This window comes from Pseudooceanicola marinus, from assembly GCF_002786295.1.
GTDB classification, from domain to species: Bacteria; Pseudomonadota; Alphaproteobacteria; order Rhodobacterales; family Rhodobacteraceae; genus Pseudooceanicola; species Pseudooceanicola marinus.
Genome location: NZ_PGTC01000024.1, coordinates 101,174 through 118,694, shown reverse-complemented (window position 1 = coordinate 118,694; position 17,521 = coordinate 101,174). Strand labels below are relative to the sequence as shown.

Annotated in this window: 10 protein-coding genes; 5 read left to right on the top strand and 5 right to left on the bottom strand. The window is 69.7% G+C overall.

Features of this window, described 5'->3' with window-relative positions:
* Nucleotides 1-10: 10 nt before the first annotated feature.
* From CVM50_RS18285 to CVM50_RS18270, 4 genes are all read right to left on the bottom strand, one after another.
* Complete coding sequence (locus CVM50_RS18285) at nt 11-910, bottom strand: esterase-like activity of phytase family protein (RefSeq protein WP_232618296.1); 900 nt, start codon at nt 908-910, stop codon at nt 11-13.
* Between the two features lie 26 nt (nt 911-936).
* Nucleotides 937-1,743: a penicillin-insensitive murein endopeptidase gene (gene mepA, locus CVM50_RS18280; protein ID WP_408634075.1), complete on the bottom strand. Its 807-nt coding sequence runs from the start codon at nt 1,741-1,743 to the stop codon at nt 937-939.
* A 125-nt stretch (nt 1,744-1,868) separates the two neighbouring features.
* Nucleotides 1,869-3,203 (bottom strand): MFS transporter, encoded by a 1,335-nt coding sequence (locus CVM50_RS18275; protein WP_085888802.1) that lies wholly within the window; start codon nt 3,201-3,203, stop codon nt 1,869-1,871.
* A 162-nt stretch (nt 3,204-3,365) separates the two neighbouring features.
* Nucleotides 3,366-3,896 carry an acyl-CoA thioesterase gene (locus CVM50_RS18270; RefSeq protein WP_085888801.1) on the bottom strand — a complete coding sequence of 177 codons (531 nt, stop codon included), beginning with the start codon at nt 3,894-3,896 and terminating at the stop codon, nt 3,366-3,368.
* Nucleotides 3,897-4,024: 128 nt separating this feature from the next.
* On the opposite strand from CVM50_RS18270, the gene CVM50_RS18265 reads away from it, so the two are divergent.
* The 3 genes from CVM50_RS18265 (at nt 4,025) to yaaA (ending at nt 7,336) form a co-directional block, all read left to right on the top strand.
* Nucleotides 4,025-4,312: a YggT family protein gene (locus tag CVM50_RS18265; RefSeq protein ID WP_085888800.1), complete on the top strand. Its 288-nt coding sequence runs from the start codon at nt 4,025-4,027 to the stop codon at nt 4,310-4,312.
* 123 nt (nt 4,313-4,435) lie between these two features.
* On the top strand, nt 4,436-6,481 hold the full coding sequence (gene recQ / locus CVM50_RS18260) for a DNA helicase RecQ (protein ID WP_085888799.1): 2,046 nt from the start codon (nt 4,436-4,438) through the stop codon (nt 6,479-6,481).
* Nucleotides 6,482-6,556: 75 nt separating this feature from the next.
* Nucleotides 6,557-7,336 carry a peroxide stress protein YaaA gene (gene yaaA / locus CVM50_RS18255; protein ID WP_085888798.1) on the top strand — a complete coding sequence of 260 codons (780 nt, stop codon included), beginning with the start codon at nt 6,557-6,559 and terminating at the stop codon, nt 7,334-7,336.
* A gap of 86 nt (nt 7,337-7,422) precedes the next feature.
* Here the strand turns inward: yaaA and CVM50_RS18250 are convergent, their stop codons facing one another.
* Nucleotides 7,423-9,801 carry a response regulator gene (locus CVM50_RS18250; protein ID WP_085888797.1) on the bottom strand — a complete coding sequence of 793 codons (2,379 nt, stop codon included), beginning with the start codon at nt 9,799-9,801 and terminating at the stop codon, nt 7,423-7,425.
* Between the two features lie 151 nt (nt 9,802-9,952).
* Between CVM50_RS18250 and CVM50_RS18245 the strand changes: the two genes are divergently transcribed.
* Nucleotides 9,953-15,400, top strand: a complete 5,448-nt coding sequence (locus CVM50_RS18245) for an alpha-2-macroglobulin family protein (protein ID WP_085888796.1) — start codon at nt 9,953-9,955, stop codon at nt 15,398-15,400.
* Nucleotides 15,397-17,514: a penicillin-binding protein 1C gene (pbpC, locus tag CVM50_RS18240; RefSeq protein WP_085888795.1), complete on the top strand. Its 2,118-nt coding sequence runs from the start codon at nt 15,397-15,399 to the stop codon at nt 17,512-17,514. Before CVM50_RS18245 ends, pbpC begins: the two co-directional genes overlap by 4 nt.
* Nucleotides 17,515-17,521: the final 7 nt, after the last annotated feature.

Sequence of the window (17,521 nt, the reverse complement as noted above, 5' to 3'; positions counted from 1 at the left end):
TTGGCGGGCTTTATCCGCTGTCCGGCGATCCGGCAAGCGAAATTTCCAGTATTTGCTGGTTCAGCAGGCCTGTGAAGTTGTTGTCGGAGATCATCGTCAACCGCAGCGTCCCGTTATCGTCCGCCCAGGCCGACAGGCCTTCGTAGTTGCTGCGCCGGTCCCGGGGCAGGAGGGCGACCAGTTGCGGTGCGCGGTCCGGCTGCGCCAAGTCGATCCGCCGGATGCGCCCCGAAAAGCCCAGTCCGAAGGCGCGTTCCAGGACGTAGAGCTGTCCATCCGGTCCGAGGTCCGCACCGACCGGCAGGAAACCTGAGTCGCGCGGCCAGTCCGCGACACGGGCCCAGCCGTCTTCATCCAGCCGCCAGATGGGGTGGAGGGGGCCGCCGCCGGCAGGTCGTTCGGGGATCAGGATCAGCCGCCCCTGCGCATCCACCGCCGCCGTCTCATAGGCCGTGTTGGCGCCTAGGATGGGAGAATCCGGTGGGTTTTCCAGCGCCTCGGGGGCGGGAAGGCGGGTGCCGTCGGGATGCCCGATCGCGCCCTCGTAGATCCATGGCGGTGTGTAGTGTTCGAAGGACACGATCAGGCGGCCATCTGGCAGCAGGGTCAGCCCTTCCGGGTCCTGTCCCTTCTGGCGCACCCGGTGGCCTTCGGGATGAACCAGCCAGTGGCGGGAGGTTACTCGGACCCCGGTCAGCTGCCCCCGGGCATTGCGTTGCAGGTCTCCCTGCACCAGAAGCCCGCCGTCGGAGAGGGCAACGAAGCGCCGCCCGTCCTCCAGCACCTCCAGCGCCGAGAAGCCCCCGAAGCCGGGCGCATCATCCTCGATCGGAATGCGGGCGGTGGCCTGGCTGGCCGGGGGCACTGACAGGTCGGGGGCCTCCTGGTTGCACGCCGGAAGGGCCAGCACCGGAAGGAGGGCCAGGAGAGCGGCGCCTAGCCGTCCTGAAGAACGGAGACGCATTGGCGCGGCAGGTCAGCCAGGGTCAGCTCGGGGCGCGGTTTAGGCGGCGGGGCGTCGGGATCGGGCGCCGGCGGATTGAGGATGTTCGACACCCATTCGCGCGCCTCGGCGCAGCCGTCACCGGGCGGCGGCGGCGCCTGGTCGACACAGCCGGCCATGCCGTCCGGGCAGCTCAGCCGGACGTGGAAGTGGTAGTAATGGCCCCACCAGGGCCGCACCTTGCGCAGCCAGTCGCGGTTGCCGGTAGCGTTCTCGCACATCCAGACCTTGGCGCCGGGGAAGAGGAAGATACGGGCCACGCGGTCATCGCTGGCCGCCGCCTTCAGCAGGGCCATGTGCTCGGGCGTCCAGTTGTCGTTCACATAGGCGCCGCCCGCGCGGCGGGTGCCGATGGACGACAGGCTTTCGCGTTCCGCCCGGCTCAGGCCGAGGTTATCTGCGGGGCGCAGCCAGACATCGGCATCCAGGCCGATCTGGTGGCTGGCGTGGCCCGAGGACATCGGGCCGCCACGCGGCTGGGACATGTCGCCCACGTAGATGCCGTTCCAGCCGGGGATCCGCGCGGCCTTGCGGCTGAGGTCCTGCAGGTAGTCCACCAACTCCGGCTGGCCCCAGTTGCGGTTCCGGCTCAGCCGCATCGCCTGCCAGGTCGGGCCGGTTTCCGGCATGGCGACGGCCCCTGCCTGACAGCCCTTGGCGTAGCTGCCGTAGGAGGCCGGGGCCTGCTGTGACGGTGTGGTGCGGGCCGCGAAGTAGAGCTTCGCGGGATTGCCCGCCATCCCGGCGGGGATCGGCAACGCGGCAGAGGCCGCCGGGGCGCCGGATCGGGTCGCGGTATCCTCGCGGATACAACCCGCCGTGGCGGAAATCAGAAGCAGACTCAGCAGGATATGGGGAAGGCGCATCAGGGGGTGGGGTCTCCGTCCGGTTTGACCCAGCGTAGCAGCGCGGCACCGATCAGGAAAAGGAAAACCAGGGGCAGGATGCCGATCTGCTGTGATCCGCTGACGGTGGTGGCCAGGCCGATGGCCGTCGGCGCGATGAAGGCGGTGGCCTTGCCCGCCAGAGCGTAGAGGCCGAAGCCCTCGGCCATGCGGTCGGGGCGGGCCTGGCGCACCATCATCGTGCGGCTGGCGGCCTGGATCACGCCGCCGGCCGCGCCGATCACCGCACCCAGGACGAAGAAGGCAATGTCGGGCAGGGCGCTGTCCGCTCCGACCGGCAGGCCCAGGACGGAGCTGCGCGAGATCGACACGGCCACCAGCGTCACGGCAATCAGCGCCAGGATGCAGGTGGTGATGACCGGCTTCGGCCCGAAGCGTTCATCGGCGCGGCCCCCGATCACGGCGAAGATCGCGCCGGAGATGATGGCGATGATGCCGAAGATCCCGATCTGCGTCACCGACCAGCCCAGCACGCCGGAGGCATAGATCCCGCCGAAGAAGTAGATCCCGTTCAGCGCGTCCCGGTAGCACAGCGAGGAGGCGAGGTAGGCAAAGAGCGAGGGTGTCGCCGGCAGGTCCCTCAGGGTCTGGCGCAGGTTGCGCAGGGCGGCGCAGATCGCGCCGCGGGGCGCCTTGGGCGGTTTCGGATCCCGCACGTAGAGGAAGAAGGGCACCATGAAGACCGCGTACCAGATCGCCGTCAGCGGCCCGACGGCGCGCGTGCCCTCGCGCGTTTGCGCATCCAGACCCAGGATCGGGTCCAGGCCGATCAGGGTCTTGCCGCTGTCGGCATCCTCGGCCAGCAGGGTCAGCATGAGGACCAGCGCCACCAGCCCGCCGAGATAGCCGAAGGCCCAGCCGTTGCCGGAAATGCGCCCGATCTCCTCCTTGCTGCCCAGGTCCGGCAGCATCGAGTTGGTGAAGATCGTGGCGAATTCCATCCCGATCATGCCGATGGCGAAGAAGAACAGCGTCGTCAGCAGGTTGAAATCACCCGGCGCGGCGTACCACAGCATCCAGGCGCCCAGCACGTAGAGGACCGAGAAGCCCCAGATCCAGCGCAGCCGGTGCCCCGACACGTCGGAAATCGCGCCCAGCACTGGCGCCAGCAGGGCGATGATGATCCCCGCCGCCCCGATGCCGAACCCCCAGGCCGACTGCGCGGCGGTGCCGTCGCCCATCAGTTCCTTCACGTAGGGGCCGAAGATGAAGGTGATCAGCAGGGTGTTGTAGGGCTGGCTGGCCCAGTCGAAGAAGAACCACCCCCAGATGCGCTTGCGCAATATCGCCGTCATGGCCCGCCCCGTTCTTGTGAATGCGGCGATATGATCCCTCCCGCAGGGGCAGGGCAAGGCAATCCTTCATGACAAATTGCCCACGGGTGCAGAAAGGTGGCCGCCCGTGTTCCCCTTGCGTCAGATGGCCCCTGAGTCGCCTGCCGGTCCGGCGCGCGCCGCCTACATCTGCGGCGGCCAGGGGCGGTCGTTCTCGGCGGCGAAAAGGGTTTCGGCCCAGGCGGGCAGCTCCGGCAGGGCGATCTCGGGGCCAAGGGCGCGAGCGACCTCCTCGGTCGGAACCAGCTTGCGGTTGCGGATCACGCCCGTGCGCAGGGTGGCGTGGTTGGCACATTCGCCGCCGGACCACATGCTCTGCTCGATGTAGATGAACCGTTTGTCGATGCCCATCAAGCGGGTGCGCATCTCCACCCGGGTGAAGGCGGTCAGGCGCTTGCGGTAGCGGATGGCGGTCCCGGCCACCGTCAGCCCCCATTTCTCGCGCTTCATCACCTCGAACAACCCGCTGCGCGCGGCATAGGGAATGCGGCCCAGGTCGAAGATGGTCAGGGTGCGACCGTTGTTCAGCTCCATCCAGGGGTCGATGTCCCAGGGCCAGACGATGTGATGCGACACGTGGGTCTCCCCCGGGCGCAGCTTCGGGGCGTTGCGGAACTTCAGGTATTCCTTCGCAAGACGGATGTAGGGGTACATGGGAACTCCTTCTTCGCGCCCCTGCTGCGGTGCCGAAACGGCGGCGTCAACCGGAACCCTGCGTCTATGCTTGTTCTTTGGGTCCGGTCTGCTTACCTGTGTGCGGTCCTTAATCCCGGAGAATGCCCATGCAGTCCCTGCTGATGATCCTCGACCTCGTGCTCAGCGTCGTCTGGTTCTTCATCATCGCCCATGTCATCATGTCCTGGCTGATTTCCTTCCAGGTGCTGAACGTGCGCCAGCAATTCGTGGGCCAGATCTGGTATGGTCTGAACCGCATCCTGGAACCGCTTTACGCGCCGATCCGCCGCATCCTGCCGCCCATGGGCGGCCTGGACCTGGCGCCGCTGGTCGCGCTGCTGGCGATCATGGCGATCCGCATCGTGGTCTCCAACAACATCGGGTACATGTACTGACCCTGACCGCTGCATCTGCCCCTCACCGCAGGGGCTGATGCGCCTGGGGTCCCGGGGCGTCGCCTTGTCCCCCCATGGCGAATATGGGATGGTATCCCTCGCTTTCACCAACGGGGACAGGACATGCCAGAGGCAGAGGCGCTGCTGCGCGAGGTATTCGGGTTCGACGCCTTCCGCCCCGGCCAGGGAGAGATCGTCGAGGCCGTGGCCTCGGGCCAGAATACCCTCGCCATCATGCCCACGGGCGGCGGCAAATCCCTCTGCTACCAGCTGCCGGCGCTGCTTCGCCACGGGGTGACCGTGGTCATTTCGCCGTTGATCGCGCTGATGCGCGACCAGGTCCGCGCCCTGCGCGAGGCAGGGGTGGAGGCCGGCGCGCTGACCTCCGGCAATACCGAGGAAGAGACGGATGCCGTCTGGGCCGCGCTGGACGCCGGCAGGCTGAAACTCCTCTACCTCGCGCCCGAACGGCTGGCCTCCTCCGGCGCGCGCGACATGCTGCACCGCATCAACGTCTCGCTGATCGCCGTGGACGAGGCCCATTGCGTCAGCCAGTGGGGCCATGATTTCCGTCCCGATTACCTGCGCATCGGCGAGCTGCGCGAGGCGCTGGACGTGCCCCTGGCCGCCTTCACCGCCACCGCGGACGAGGAAACCCGGGCCGAGATCGTCCGCCGCCTGTTCGATGGCCAGCAACCCCAGACCTTCCTGCGCGGCTTCGACCGGCCCAACATCCACCTGGCCTTCGCCGCCAAGAACTCCCCCCGCCGCCAGATCCTGGATTTCGCCACAGCCCGCCGGGGCCAGTCCGGCATCGTCTACTGCGGCACCCGCGCCCGTACCGAAAGCATCGCCGGCGCCCTGCGCGAGGCGGGGCTGGCGGCCATCCATTACCACGGCGGGATGGAGCCTGACGCCCGCCGCGCCGCCGAGCTGCAGTTCCAGCAGGACGACGGGTTGATCGTCGTGGCCACCGTCGCCTTCGGCATGGGCGTGGACAAGCCCGACATTCGCTGGGTGGCCCATTCCGACCTGCCGAAGTCGATCGAGGCCTATTACCAGGAGATCGGCCGCGCCGGTCGCGACGGGGCGCCGGCCGAAACACTGACCCTCTTTGGTCCCGACGACATCCGTCTGCGCCGCAGTCAGATCGACGAGGGCCTGGCCCCCCCGGAACGCCGCGCCGCGGACCACGCCCGCCTGAACGCCCTTCTGGGCCTGGCGGAGGCGCTGGAATGCCGCCGTACCACCCTGCTGAAATACTTCGGCGAGACCTGTGAAAGCTGCGGCAACTGCGATCTCTGTGACCGTCCGCCGGAAACCTTCGACGGCACCGAGGCGGTGCGCAAGGCGCTGTCGGCGATCCTGCGGACCGAGGAATGGTTCGGCGCGGGGCACCTGATCGACATCCTGACGGGCACTGTCACCGACAAGGTGCGCGAACGCGGCCACGACAGCCTGCCCACCTTCGGCGTGGGGCAGGAGTTCAAGAAGGGCGAATGGCAGGCGATCTTCCGGCAGATGCAGGGCCATGACCTGATCCGCCCCAATGGCGACCGCCACGGCGCGCTCTTCATGACCGAGGCCGCGCGACCCATCCTGCGGGGCGAGGACACGATCCGCCTGCGCCGCGACAGCATCACAGCGGCCAAGGCCAACCGCCGCCCGGCGGCGAAGACGCTGGTCTCGGAAGAGGACGAACCGCTGCTGTCGGCGCTGAAGGCCAAGCGCCGCGCCCTGGCGGAGGAGGCCCGGGTGCCGGCCTACGTCATCTTCAACGACCGCACCCTGATCGAGATGGCCGAGGCGAAGCCCGCCACCATGGACGACATGGCCGGCATCAGCGGCGTCGGCGCCAAGAAGCTCTCGGCCTATGGCGTCACCTTCCTGGAAGTCATCACAGGCACCGTCGAACAGCTGCATCCCAAGCGTGCGCGGTTGGCGGGGCGTGAGGCGGGAAGCCTCTACGACCGGTTGATGCAGCTGCAGACGGACCTGTCGCGCGGGGTGGACGGCACGGAAAAACCGCTCTCCTGCTCGGCCTCGCTCATCGCCCGCGTGGCCGAGACGCGCCCGCGCGACGAGGCGCAGCTGGCGCGCATCCTGGGCGAGCGCCGGGCCGAACGTTTCGGCGCCGCCTTCCTCGATGCCTTGCGCGAAGAGGCCTGAGGCGCAAAGGGTCGCAGGGGCTGGACCTCGCCGCGTGATCGCTTATCTGGGACGGAACGGACAAAGGGGAAGACCATGCTGATCGTCGTGTCACCGGCCAAGAAACTCGACTGGACCGCCCGCGAGGCGGAGCTGACCACGCCGCCCTTTCCCGGGGACAGTGCCGAGCTGATCGAGGTGATGCGCGGCAAGCCGGTCGAGGAGATCGCCAAGCTGATGTCGCTGTCGGACAAGCTGGCGAAGCTGAACTACGACCGCTACCTCGACTATGCGACCGATCCCGCGCCTGAGGCCCTGCGCCCGGCGCTTTTCGCCTTCGCGGGGGATACCTATCAGGGGCTCGACGCCGCCTCTCTCGATGCCGAGGAGCTGGCCTTCGCCCAGGACCGCCTGCGGATTCTGTCTGGCCTCTATGGCGTGCTGCGCCCCTTCGACGGGATGCAGCCCTACCGGCTGGAAATGGGCACCCGGCTGAAGACCGACCGGGGCACCAACCTTTACCAGTTCTGGGGCGACAAGATCGCCAAGGCGCTGAAAGCGCAGGCCGACAGCCTGGGCACCGACGTTCTGGTGAACTGTGCCAGCCAAGAATATTTCGGCGCGGTGGATCTCGATGCCCTGGGCCTGACAGTCATCACTCCGACCTTCCTCGACGTGAAGAACGGGGTGGAGAAGGTGATCTCCTTCAATGCCAAGCGCGCCCGCGGTGCCATGGCGCGTTTTGTCATCACCCGCCGCCTGACCGACCCCGCCGGCCTCGCGGATTTCGATCTGGGCGGCTACGCCTACCAGGCCGACCGTTCGACCCCGACCGAACCCGTCTTCCTGCGCAACGCCGAAGCCATGGCAGCCTGACCCGCCCGCACGAGTGCCGAGCGGCCAAATATGGGTCGCCCCGGCCCCGGCCTGCGCCCTTCAATCGCCCTTGCTCCGCCCCGGTCCTACCCCGCTTCCGAGCGATCCTCCGTCTCGGGCTGGGGCCATGCCTCTTCGGTCTCGGGCAGCGGTGCGGCGCAGGGCTCGGTGGTATGGGGCTCGGTGGTATGGGGCTCAGCGGCTTCCCCTTCTGCCGTCATCGGGGCGGTGGCCTGTCTCGCCTCCGGTGGCGGCAGGTAGGGCGGGCGCAGCTCTGCGGGGGTCAGCTCCGCCAGCTTGTCCAGCACGGCGGCCTTGCGCAGGGGTTTCGACAGGTAGTGGTCCATGCCATCCGCGAGGAACCGATCCTCGTCGCCATCCAGCGCATGCGCCGTCATCGCCACGATCGGCACGTGGCGCCTGGCGCCCGCCTCGGCCTCGGCCTCGGCGGCACGAATGCGGCGCGTGGCCTCCAGCCCGTCCATGGTCGGCATCGACACGTCCATGAAGATCAGGTCGGGGGCGAAGGTGTGGAACATCTCCACCGCTTCGGCGCCGTTCTCGGCAAAGCGCAGCTCGATGTCGGTCTGGGCCAGCAATTTGCCGAAGACCAGCCGGTTGGTCTTGTTGTCTTCCGCCGCCAGGACGCGCGCCGCCCGGCGCGAGGCGGCGCCCGAGACGGCGGGGTCGGGCGGCGCGCCCTCGGTCCCGGAGGTTGGCTGCGGCGCGGGAGAGGCCTCTGCCGGGCCTCCCAGCCTGCGCAGTTCGGCAAAGAAGGCGTCGCGCAGGCAGGGGCTTTGCAGGACCGCGTGCAGATGCCGCCGGGCCGGGTCCAGTTCGGCGAAATGCACCGCCGGGGTGAAGAGGATGATCGGCACCTCGGATCCGGTGGCGCGGATCGCCTCGGCCAGTTCCATCCCGTCCATGCCCGCCATGTTGTGATCGGTGACCACCAGGTCGGCGCCCTCCAGACGCTCCAGCGCCTCGGCGCCGCTGGTGCAGCCCACGACCTCCGCGCCCAGCACCGACAGCTGTTTCTCCAGGATCTCGCGTTGCAGCTCGTTGTCGTCCACCAGCACGACGCGGCCCAGGTCGGGCACCGGGGCGGGGCTCGTCTGTGCCGCCGCGCCGTCGGTCAGCGGCAGGGCGATGCGGAACCCGAAGGCAGATCCCTCGCCCAGGGCGCTGTCCACCCAGATCCGCCCCTGCATCAGCTTCACCAGCTTTTCCGAGATCGCCAAGCCCAGCCCGGTGCCCTCAAACTGGCGGGCGGTGTCGCTGTCGATCTGGTTGAACTCCCCGAAGATCAGCCCGGCCTTCTCCGGCGCGATGCCGATGCCCGTGTCCTCGACCGTCACGGTCACGTCGACGCGCCCGTCGGAGGCGGGCAGGCCGACGACCCGGATCAGCACGTGACCATGGGCGGTGAATTTCACCGCGTTGCCGATCAGGTTGGTCAGCACCTGGCGGATGCGGCCGGGATCGCCCACGAAGGCGGTCGGGGTGAACAGGTCGTAGTCGATGACCAGCGACAGCCCTTTCTCGCGCGCCGTGGGCCGGGCCAGCAGCACGACCTCGTGGATGCAGCGTTCCAGGTCGAAGGGCACGGGGTGCAACTCCAGCCGCTCGGCCTCGATCTTGGAATAGTCCAGCACGTCATTGATGATGACCAGCAGCGCCTCACCCGAGTTGCGGATGGTGTCGACGTAAAGGCGCTGTTCCTCGGTCAACTCGGTATCCGCCAAAAGGTCGGCCATGCCCACGACGCCGTTCATGGGCGTGCGGATCTCATGGCTCATGTTCGCCAGGAAGGTGGATTTCGCGCGATTGGCGGCCTCGGCCCGCTGGCGGGCCTCGCGCAGGCGACGTTCATACCGCACGGTTGAAGTGATGTTCAGCGCCAGGCTCACCACGTCGCCCTCGTGGCCGCGCTGATCCAGCAGCTTCACGTACTGGCCGTTCCACAGGCGGATCACCGTCGCCTCGGGCACGGGGGCCTGCCAGCGCATCATCATCTGGTGGCGCCAGTCCGCCGGGGCCGTGTCGCCGATGTCGATCACCCCCTCGTCCGTGGCCAGTTGCAGCATGCGCATGTAGCTGAGGCCCGGGGTCACCTCCTCCAGCCCGTCGAAGACCATGCACCAGGCGCGGTTCGCGGCGATCATCCGGCCCTCGGCGTCCCAGAAGGCGAAACCGTCGGGAATCGTCTCGATGGACAGCCACAGCCGCCGTTCGGCCACCGCGATGCGCTGATGCGCCACGTCGAGGTCCGACTTCACCTTCTCGTGGGCGCCCAGCACGGCCTCAACCTCGGCGCGCTTCTCATGGATCTGGTCCGACAGCAGCTTTGCGTGCCGCCCCAGTTTCCTGTTGGCGGCATGAAGCTCCGCCTGCTTCAGCTCCAGCAGGCGCTCCGCCGCAAGGCGCGCGCGGCGCTCCTCCGCCAGTTTGCTCGCCAGGCTCATCGCCGGTTCTCCGTTTGGGCCCCTCGGGGGCGGGATCACCCTGCGGCCGGAGTATAAAAAAACCGTTTAGCTTTGTCGGCATCGGCACAGAATCCTTGCCCGTGCCGGGCGGGAGGGGCAGGTTCCCGGACATATTGGCAGGAGATTTCCCATGAAACGCATTCTCGCAGCCCTCGCTCTGGGCCTTACGGCCCTCGGTCCCGTCCAGGCGCAGGAGGCGCCGCTGCCCGAGAAGCGGATGCTGGTCTTTCCCAACACGGATTTCGCCGGGCGCGACCTGGGGCAGCTGTTCGACACTACATTGCAGGCCTGTCGCACCGCCTGCCTGAACGACGCAGACTGCACGGCCGTCACCTTCAACAGCCGCAACAACTCCTGCTTCCCCAAGGCCACGGTCACCGGGCAGAACGCCTATGACGGGGCCTATTCCGCCCGCGTGATCCCGGTGACAAGTCGCGCGCAGGACCTCGGCCGGATGCGTGCCGCGGACCTGCCGGACGTGGCCACACCGGCCCGGTTGGAGGCCGCGCGGGATCTGGCGCTGCGAATCTCCTGGTTCCATTCGGCCGGCGACAGCGATGCGGGCACGCTGCGTGACACGGCCAACAGCGCCGTGCGCGCGGGCGACCTGCTGCGTGCCCTGCGCTATGCCGGGGCGGCGACGGCGACCAGCGACGCCAGTGCCGACTGGGCGCTTTATTCCGACATGCTGCGGCAGGTGACGCTCGACGATACCGGGCAGACCGGGACCTACCATCGCCGCGCCGTGCCGGCGGCGCTGAACGCCTACCTGCGGGCCGGATCCGACGGCGAGGCGGCCCAGGCGCTCTATCTCCTGGCGCAGGCCTTCGAGGCGGTCGAGGAGGGCCCCGCCATGGTGCCTGCCCTGCGCCTGGCCAGCCGCCTGTCCAACCGCCGCGACATCGCAGAGCTGCAGGAGCGCGCCGTCTCCCTCTATGGCTTCCGGGTGGAGGATTACGAGGTGCAGGCCGATGCCGCCCTGCCGCGGGTCTGCATGGCCTTCACCGATCCGCTTGCCAAGACCGGCGTCGATTACGGCGACTACGTGCAACTGCCCGACAGCACCATGGCGGTGGAGGCAGAGGGCAATCGCCTGTGCATCGAGGGCGGCGCCCATGGGCAGAGCTACAGCTACACCCTGCGTGCCGGGCTGTCGTCGCGCAGTGGCGAGGCGCTGGCCGCCGACGCCACCTTCCGCGTCGCCATCCCCGACCGGGCGCCGACGCTGCGCTTCCCCGGTCGGGGCTACGTTCTGGCGAAGGGCGCGGGCGCTGCCCTGCCGATCGACACGGTGAACCTCGACCGGGTGGACCTGCGGCTGTTCAAGGTCACCGACCGGGGGCTGATCCGCACGATTCAACGCCAGCTGTTCAACCGCCAGATCGGCGAGTGGGAGGTGGAGGAATTCGCCGAGGACATGGCGACCGAGATCTGGACGGGCGAAGGCGAGGTCCGCAAGGAGCGCAACACCGACGTGACCACCCGCCTGCCGCTGGACGCGGCGCTGGAGGGGCAGGCGCCCGGCGTCTACGCCCTGCGCGCCCGCGCCCCGGGCCGGGACGAATATGAAACCCCCGCCGCGACCCAGTGGTTCGTGCTGACCGACCTGGGACTGACCACCTGGACCGGCGCCGACGGGCTGCACGCGGTCGTGCGGGGCCTTGGCGATGCCGGGGCGAAGGAGGGTGTGACCCTCACGCTGCTGTCCAACGCCAACGCCGTGCTGGGCGAGGCCGAAACTGACGATCAGGGCGTGGCCAGCTTCGCCCCCGGCCTGCTGCGCGGCACGGGTGGCGCGGCCCCCGCGCTGCTGCTGGCGCGGGCGGGCGAGGACGACATGGCCTTCCTGTCGCTGAAGGACCCGGCCTTTGACCTGACCGACCGGGGCGTGGCGGGGCGCGAACCGGCCGGCGCCATCGACATGTTCCTGACCACCGACCGCGGCGCCTACCGCGCTGGCGAGACGATCCACGCCACGGCACTGGCCCGCGACGGCACCGCCCGCGCGCTGGACGGGCTGCCGGTGACGGCGATCCTGACCCGTCCCGACGGGGTGGAATACGCCCGCCAGGCGCGAGCCGACGGGCAGGCCGGCGGTTATGTCTTCTCCTTCCCCGTGGGGGCGACGGTGCCGCGTGGCTCCTGGCGGCTGGCGCTGAAATCCGACCTCGACGCGCCCGCGCTGGCCCAGACCACCGTGCTGGTGGAGGATTTCCTGCCCGAACGCATCGACGCCACCCTGTCGCTGGCGGGCGAGGGCCCGATGCCCCTTGCCGCCACCCGCGACCTGTCGGTCGAGGCGCGCTACCTTTTCGGGGCGCCTGCGGGCGATCTGACCGTCTCGGGCAGCACCATGCTGGCCACCATCGACACGCTCGAGGCCTTCCCCGGCTACCGCTTCGGGCGCCATGACGCGGAAACCACGCGCGAACGTTTCTATTTCGACAGCACCACCACGGATGCCCAGGGTCGCGCGACCCTGCCGCTGGCCTTCGACGGCTTCGCCCCGGAAACGCCCATGCCGGCGGAGGCCACGGTCTATGCCGACATCTTCGAAGGCTCCGGCCGGCCGATCGAACGGCGGCTGACGCAGCTTGTCCTGCCCGCCGAGCCCTTCATCGGCATCCGGCCCGCGTTCGACGATGTGGTTCCCGAAGGCACCGAGGCCGCCTTCCGCCTGATCGCGCTGGACGATCAGCTGGATCCGGCGGAGATGGAGGTGACCTGGACCCTCAACCGCGTCACCACGCGCTACCAGTGGTACAACCTTTACGGCAATTGGGAGTGGGAGAGCTTCACCACCCGGGACGAGGTCACCTCGGGCACCGCGACCCTGGGCACCGACCCGGTGGAGGTCGCCGCTCCTGTGGATTGGGGCCGATATGAGCTGGTGGTGGAAAGCACCACGGATGATCGCACCGCCGCCTCGGTCGACTTCTACGCCGGCTGGTACGTGCCCGCTGACACGACGACCACGCCCGACACGCTGGAGCTGTCGCTGGACGCCGAGAGCTACACGCCCGGTGACGAGGCGCGTCTGCGTCTGGTGCCGCGCTATGCGGGCACGGCGCTGGTCTCGGTGATGTCGAACCGGCTGATCGACATGCAGGTGGTCGAGGTCACGGAGGGGGAGAACCTGATTCCCCTGCCGGTGACCGAGGACTGGGGCGCGGGGGCCTATGTCACCGCCACGGTGCTGCGGCCGATGGATCTGGACCAGGGGCATAACCCGGCCCGGGCCCTGGGCCTCGACTACGCCTCGGTCGCGCCGGGCGACAAGGCGCTGGATGTCACCTTCACCTCCGCGCCGGAGGCCGATCCGCGCGGGGGCTACACCGCGCAGATGCAGGTCGACGGCGTGGCACAGGGCGATCAGGCCTATGTGACGCTGGCGGCGGTTGATCTGGGTATTCTCAACCTCACCGGCTTCGACAGCCCTGACCCGCAGGGCCACTACTTCGGCCAGCGGCGCCTGGGGGTGGAGATCCGCGACCTCTACGGCCGCCTGATCGACCCGACCCAGGGAGAGATGGGGCGCATCCGCTCGGGCGGTGATGCCGCCGCCAGCTCCCGCTTTGCCTCGCCGCCGCCGACCGAGGATCTGGTGACCTGGTTCTCCGGCCCGCTGCCCGTCCGCGCGGATGGCACGGTCGAGGCGCGCTTCGACATCCCCGCCTTCAACGGCACCCTGCGGCTGATGGCCGTGGCCTGGTCCGAGACGGGCGTGGGCGCGGCGGAACAGGACGTGTTGGTGCGCGACCCGGTGGTGGTCACCACCTCGACGCCGAACTTCCTGGCGCCCGGTGACCGGTCGTCGCTGCTGCTGGAACTGGTCCATGCCACCGGCCCGGCGGGGGAAATGGCCCTGTCGGTCTCCGCCCCCGGCATGACGCTGGGCGATCTGCCGGCCACCGTCACGCTGGAGGAGGGCGAGAAGCAGAGCTTCCGGGTCCCCCTGTCGGCGGAAACCGTGGGCGACTACGCGATCACCGTATCGTTGGCGACGCTGGCAGGGGATGTGATGACCAAGACGCTGACCCTGCCGGTGCGGCGCAACACGCCCGAAGTGTCGCGCACGCAGCGGTTCGACCTGGCCGCCGGCGCGACCTTCACCCTGGATGAGAACGCCTTCGCGGGCTTCGATGCGGACACGGCCCATGCGGTTCTGTCCGCCGGGCCTCTGGCGCGACTCGACGTGCCGGGCGTGCTGTCCCTGCTGGATCAATATCCCTACGGCTGCACGGAACAGGTGACGTCGAAGGCCCTGCCGCTGCTGTCGTTGGCCCCCGTGGCCGACCTGCTGGGGCTGGCCACGCAGACTCGCGTGGACGAACGCGTGGCGGGCGCCATCGAGAAGGTCCTGGCGCGCCAGACCGCCAGCGGATCCTTCCGCCTCTGGGCGGGCTCCGATGGCACCTCCTGGCTGGATGCCTACGTGACCGACTTCCTGTCGCGCGCGCGCCTCGCGGGCCACGAGGTGCCCGACGCCGCCTTTACCCGGGCGCTCGACAACCTGCGCAACCTGGTCAACTTCGCCCCCGATTTCGAGGCTGATACGAATGGCGGCGGCGAGGCGCTGGCCTATCAGCTGATGGTGCTGGCGCGCGAGGGCGAGGCCGCCATGGGCGATCTGCGCTACTACGCCGACGTGAAAGGCGGCGAGTTCGCCACGCCCCTGGCCGCGGCGCAACTGGGGGCCGCCCTGGCGATGTACGGCGATCAGCCGCGCGCCGATGCCATGTTCGCCCGGGCACAGAAGAAGATCGCCCCGCGCGGCACGGCGGAAGAGATCCGCATCCGCAACGACTTCGGCACCCGAATGCGTGACATTTCGGGCCTGCTGACCCTGGCCGCCGAAGCGGGATCCGAGGTGGTGGACCGCCAGGCCCTGCTGGACCGCCTGGCAGAGGTCGAGGGGCCGCTGTCCACCCAGGAAAGCGCCTGGACCCTGATGGCGGCCTCGGCCCTTCTGGAGGACCCGGCGGCGCCGGCGCTGTCGGTGGATGGCGCGCGGCTGACCGGGCCGCTGGTGCGGACCCTGCCGGGCACGGCGCCCGAGCCCGTGGCGATCCGCAACGAGGGCAGCAGCCCGACGGATCTGACGCTGACCACCCTCGGCGTGCCAGAGGGGCCGCTGGCCGCCGGTGGCTACGGCTACGGGATCGACCGCGCCTACTATACCCCCGAGGGGGAGCGCGTGTCGCCCGAGACGGTGGCCAGCGGCACCCGCCTGGTGGTGGTCCTGACCGTGACGCCCTTCGAGGAGACCGGCGCCCGGCTGATGGTCAACGACCCCCTGCCGGCGGGCTTCGAGATCGACAACCCGCGCCTTCTGCGCTCGGGCGATATCGACGCGCTGGACTGGCTTGAGGTGGCGCCGACCCAGATGACCGAATTCCGGTCCGACCGCTTCCTCGCGGCGCTGGACTGGCGCGGGGATGAGGCGCTCTCGCTGGCCTACATGGTGCGGGCGGTCAGCCCGGGCGACTATCTGGCGCCCGCCGCCTCGGTCGAGGACATGTACCGCCCCAGCTACCGCGCCAACACCGGCGAGACGCGGATCACGGTCAGGCCATGAGGCCGGGCGGCGGGCCTGGGACCTGCGCGGGGCGGGCGGACACCCGTCCCGCTGGGCGCGCGCCGCGTGCCCGGTCCCGCCGCCGTGCTCTGCCCTTTCTGGCCCTCGCCGCGCTCCTCTGGGCCGGTGGCCTGGCCCGTGACCGGGTCGATGACTGGATCGACGCCACGCAGCTGCCGCCGCTCGCGCCCCAGCTTTCGGTCGAAATGCACGGGGCCGACGGGGCGCTGCTGCGGGCCTATATGGTCGACGATGGCCGCTGGCGCATGGGGCTGACACCGGATCAGGTCGACCCGCTCTATCTGGCGATGCTGAAAGCCTACGAGGATCGCCGGTTCGATGACCATGCGGGCGTCGATCCCCATGCCGTCCTGCGCGCCGCCTGGCAGGCCCTGCGGGAGGGGGAGGTGGTGTCGGGAGGTTCGACCCTGACGATGCAGGTGGCGCGGCTGCTGGAAAACTCCGGCACGGGTCTCTGGGCGGGGAAGCTGCGCCAGGCGCGGCTGGCGCTGGCATTGGAACGGCGGCTGACGAAAGATCAGGTGCTGGCCCTCTACCTTGCGCTGGCGCCCATGGGCGGGAACCTCGAAGGGGTGCGGGCGGCCGCCCTGGCCTATTTCGGCAAGGAACCCACCCGGCTGACCCCGGCGCAGGCGGCGTTGCTGGTGGCCCTGCCGCAGGCGCCCGAGGCACGCCGGCCAGACCGGGATCCGCTGGCGGCCGAAGACGCCCGCAACCGGGTGTTGGCTCGGATGGTCGCCGAAGGCGTGATCGATTTTGAGACGGCCCGTGCGGCCCGCCGTGACAGCGTCCCCCGCACCCGCCGGCCCTTCCCGCAACTCGCCCCGCATCTGACCGACCGGGCCCGGGCGGAGCTGCCCGAGCTGGCGCGCCACGACCTGACCCTCGACGTGCCCCTGCAGGCGGCGCTGGAGCAGCTGGCGGCCACGGCGCTGCAGGGGATGCAACCGGACCTGTCGGTGGCGATTCTGGTGGCGGATCACCGTGACGGGCGGATCCTGGCCTCCGTCGGCTCGCGCGGCTTCGCGGCGCAGGGCCATGGCTTCGTCGACATGACACGGGCCCTGCGCTCGCCCGGATCGACGCTGAAGCCGCTGATCTACGCCATGGCCTTCGACGCGGGCCTGGCGCATCCCGAGACGCTGATCGACGATGTGCCGACGGATTTCGCCGGCTACCGGCCGGTCAACTTCGACGGCGCCTTCCGTGGCCCGATCCCTGTGCGCGAGGCGCTGCAACTGTCGCTGAACCTGCCGGTGGTGGCGTTGACCGAGGCGCTTGGCCCGGCCCGAGTCCTGTCCACCCTCCGCCGCGCCGGGGTGGCGGCGGAGTTGCCCGGTGGCGCGCCGGGACTGGCGATCTCTCTGGGCGGCCTCGGGGTGACGCTGGATGACCTGGTGACCCTCTACGCAGGCCTGGCCGAGGGCGGCACGGCGCGCCCGCTGTATTGGCGCCAGGGGGCGGCGGAAGGCGCGGGCGCGCGCCTGGTGTCCGCCCCGGCGGCCTGGCAGGTGGGCCACATCCTGGCGGACCTGGTGCCCCCCGAAGGTGGCCCGCGCGGGCGCATCTCCTGGAAGACCGGCACCTCCTACGGTCACCGCGATGCCTGGGCGCTTGGCTGGGACGGGGCGCATGTGGTTGGCGTCTGGATCGGGCGGCCCGACGGCACCCCGGTGCCCGGCGCCTTCGGGGGGGATCTGGCCGCGCCCCTGCTGTTCCAGGCGTTCCAGCGCCTTGCGCCGGAGCCGGTGGAGCTGCCCGCGCCGCCGCGCGGCACGTTGCTGGTCACCAATGACGCCCTGCCGGTGCCCCTGCGCCACTTCCGTCGCCGGGGCGGCACCGGGCCTGACCCCCAAGCCCCCCGCCTGGCCTTCCCGCCCGACGGCGCCCGGCTGGCCCTGTCCGGCGACGGCCTGCCGGTGCGGGTGGAGCGCGGCACGCCACCCTTCACCTGGCTGATCAACGGCGCCCCCGTTCTGACCGGACAGCGCCGGGGCGAGGCCCTGCTGCCGTCCCTTGGTCAGGGGTTCACCGATGTCACTGTCATCGACGCCATGGGCCGGTCCGCCCGCACCACGATTCGCCTGAACTGATATCCTG

Excerpts from the sequence above, each read along its gene's own strand:
- CVM50_RS18250 (WP_085888797.1), bottom strand. The coding sequence starts at position 9,801 with ATGAGCCTGGCGAGCAAACTGGCGGAGGAGCGCCGCGCGCGCCTTGCG.
- CVM50_RS18245 (WP_085888796.1), top strand. The coding sequence starts at position 9,953 with ATGAAACGCATTCTCGCAGCCCTCGCTCTGGGCCTTACGGCCCTCGGT.
- recQ (WP_085888799.1), top strand. The coding sequence starts at position 4,436 with ATGCCAGAGGCAGAGGCGCTGCTGCGCGAGGTATTCGGGTTCGACGCC.
- yaaA (WP_085888798.1), top strand. The coding sequence starts at position 6,557 with ATGCTGATCGTCGTGTCACCGGCCAAGAAACTCGACTGGACCGCCCGC.
- pbpC (WP_085888795.1), top strand. The coding sequence starts at position 15,397 with ATGAGGCCGGGCGGCGGGCCTGGGACCTGCGCGGGGCGGGCGGACACC.
- CVM50_RS18275 (WP_085888802.1), bottom strand. The coding sequence starts at position 3,203 with ATGACGGCGATATTGCGCAAGCGCATCTGGGGGTGGTTCTTCTTCGAC.
- mepA (WP_408634075.1), bottom strand. The coding sequence starts at position 1,743 with ATGGCGGGCAATCCCGCGAAGCTCTACTTCGCGGCCCGCACCACACCG.
- CVM50_RS18270 (WP_085888801.1), bottom strand. The coding sequence starts at position 3,896 with ATGTACCCCTACATCCGTCTTGCGAAGGAATACCTGAAGTTCCGCAAC.
- CVM50_RS18265 (WP_085888800.1), top strand. The coding sequence starts at position 4,025 with ATGCAGTCCCTGCTGATGATCCTCGACCTCGTGCTCAGCGTCGTCTGG.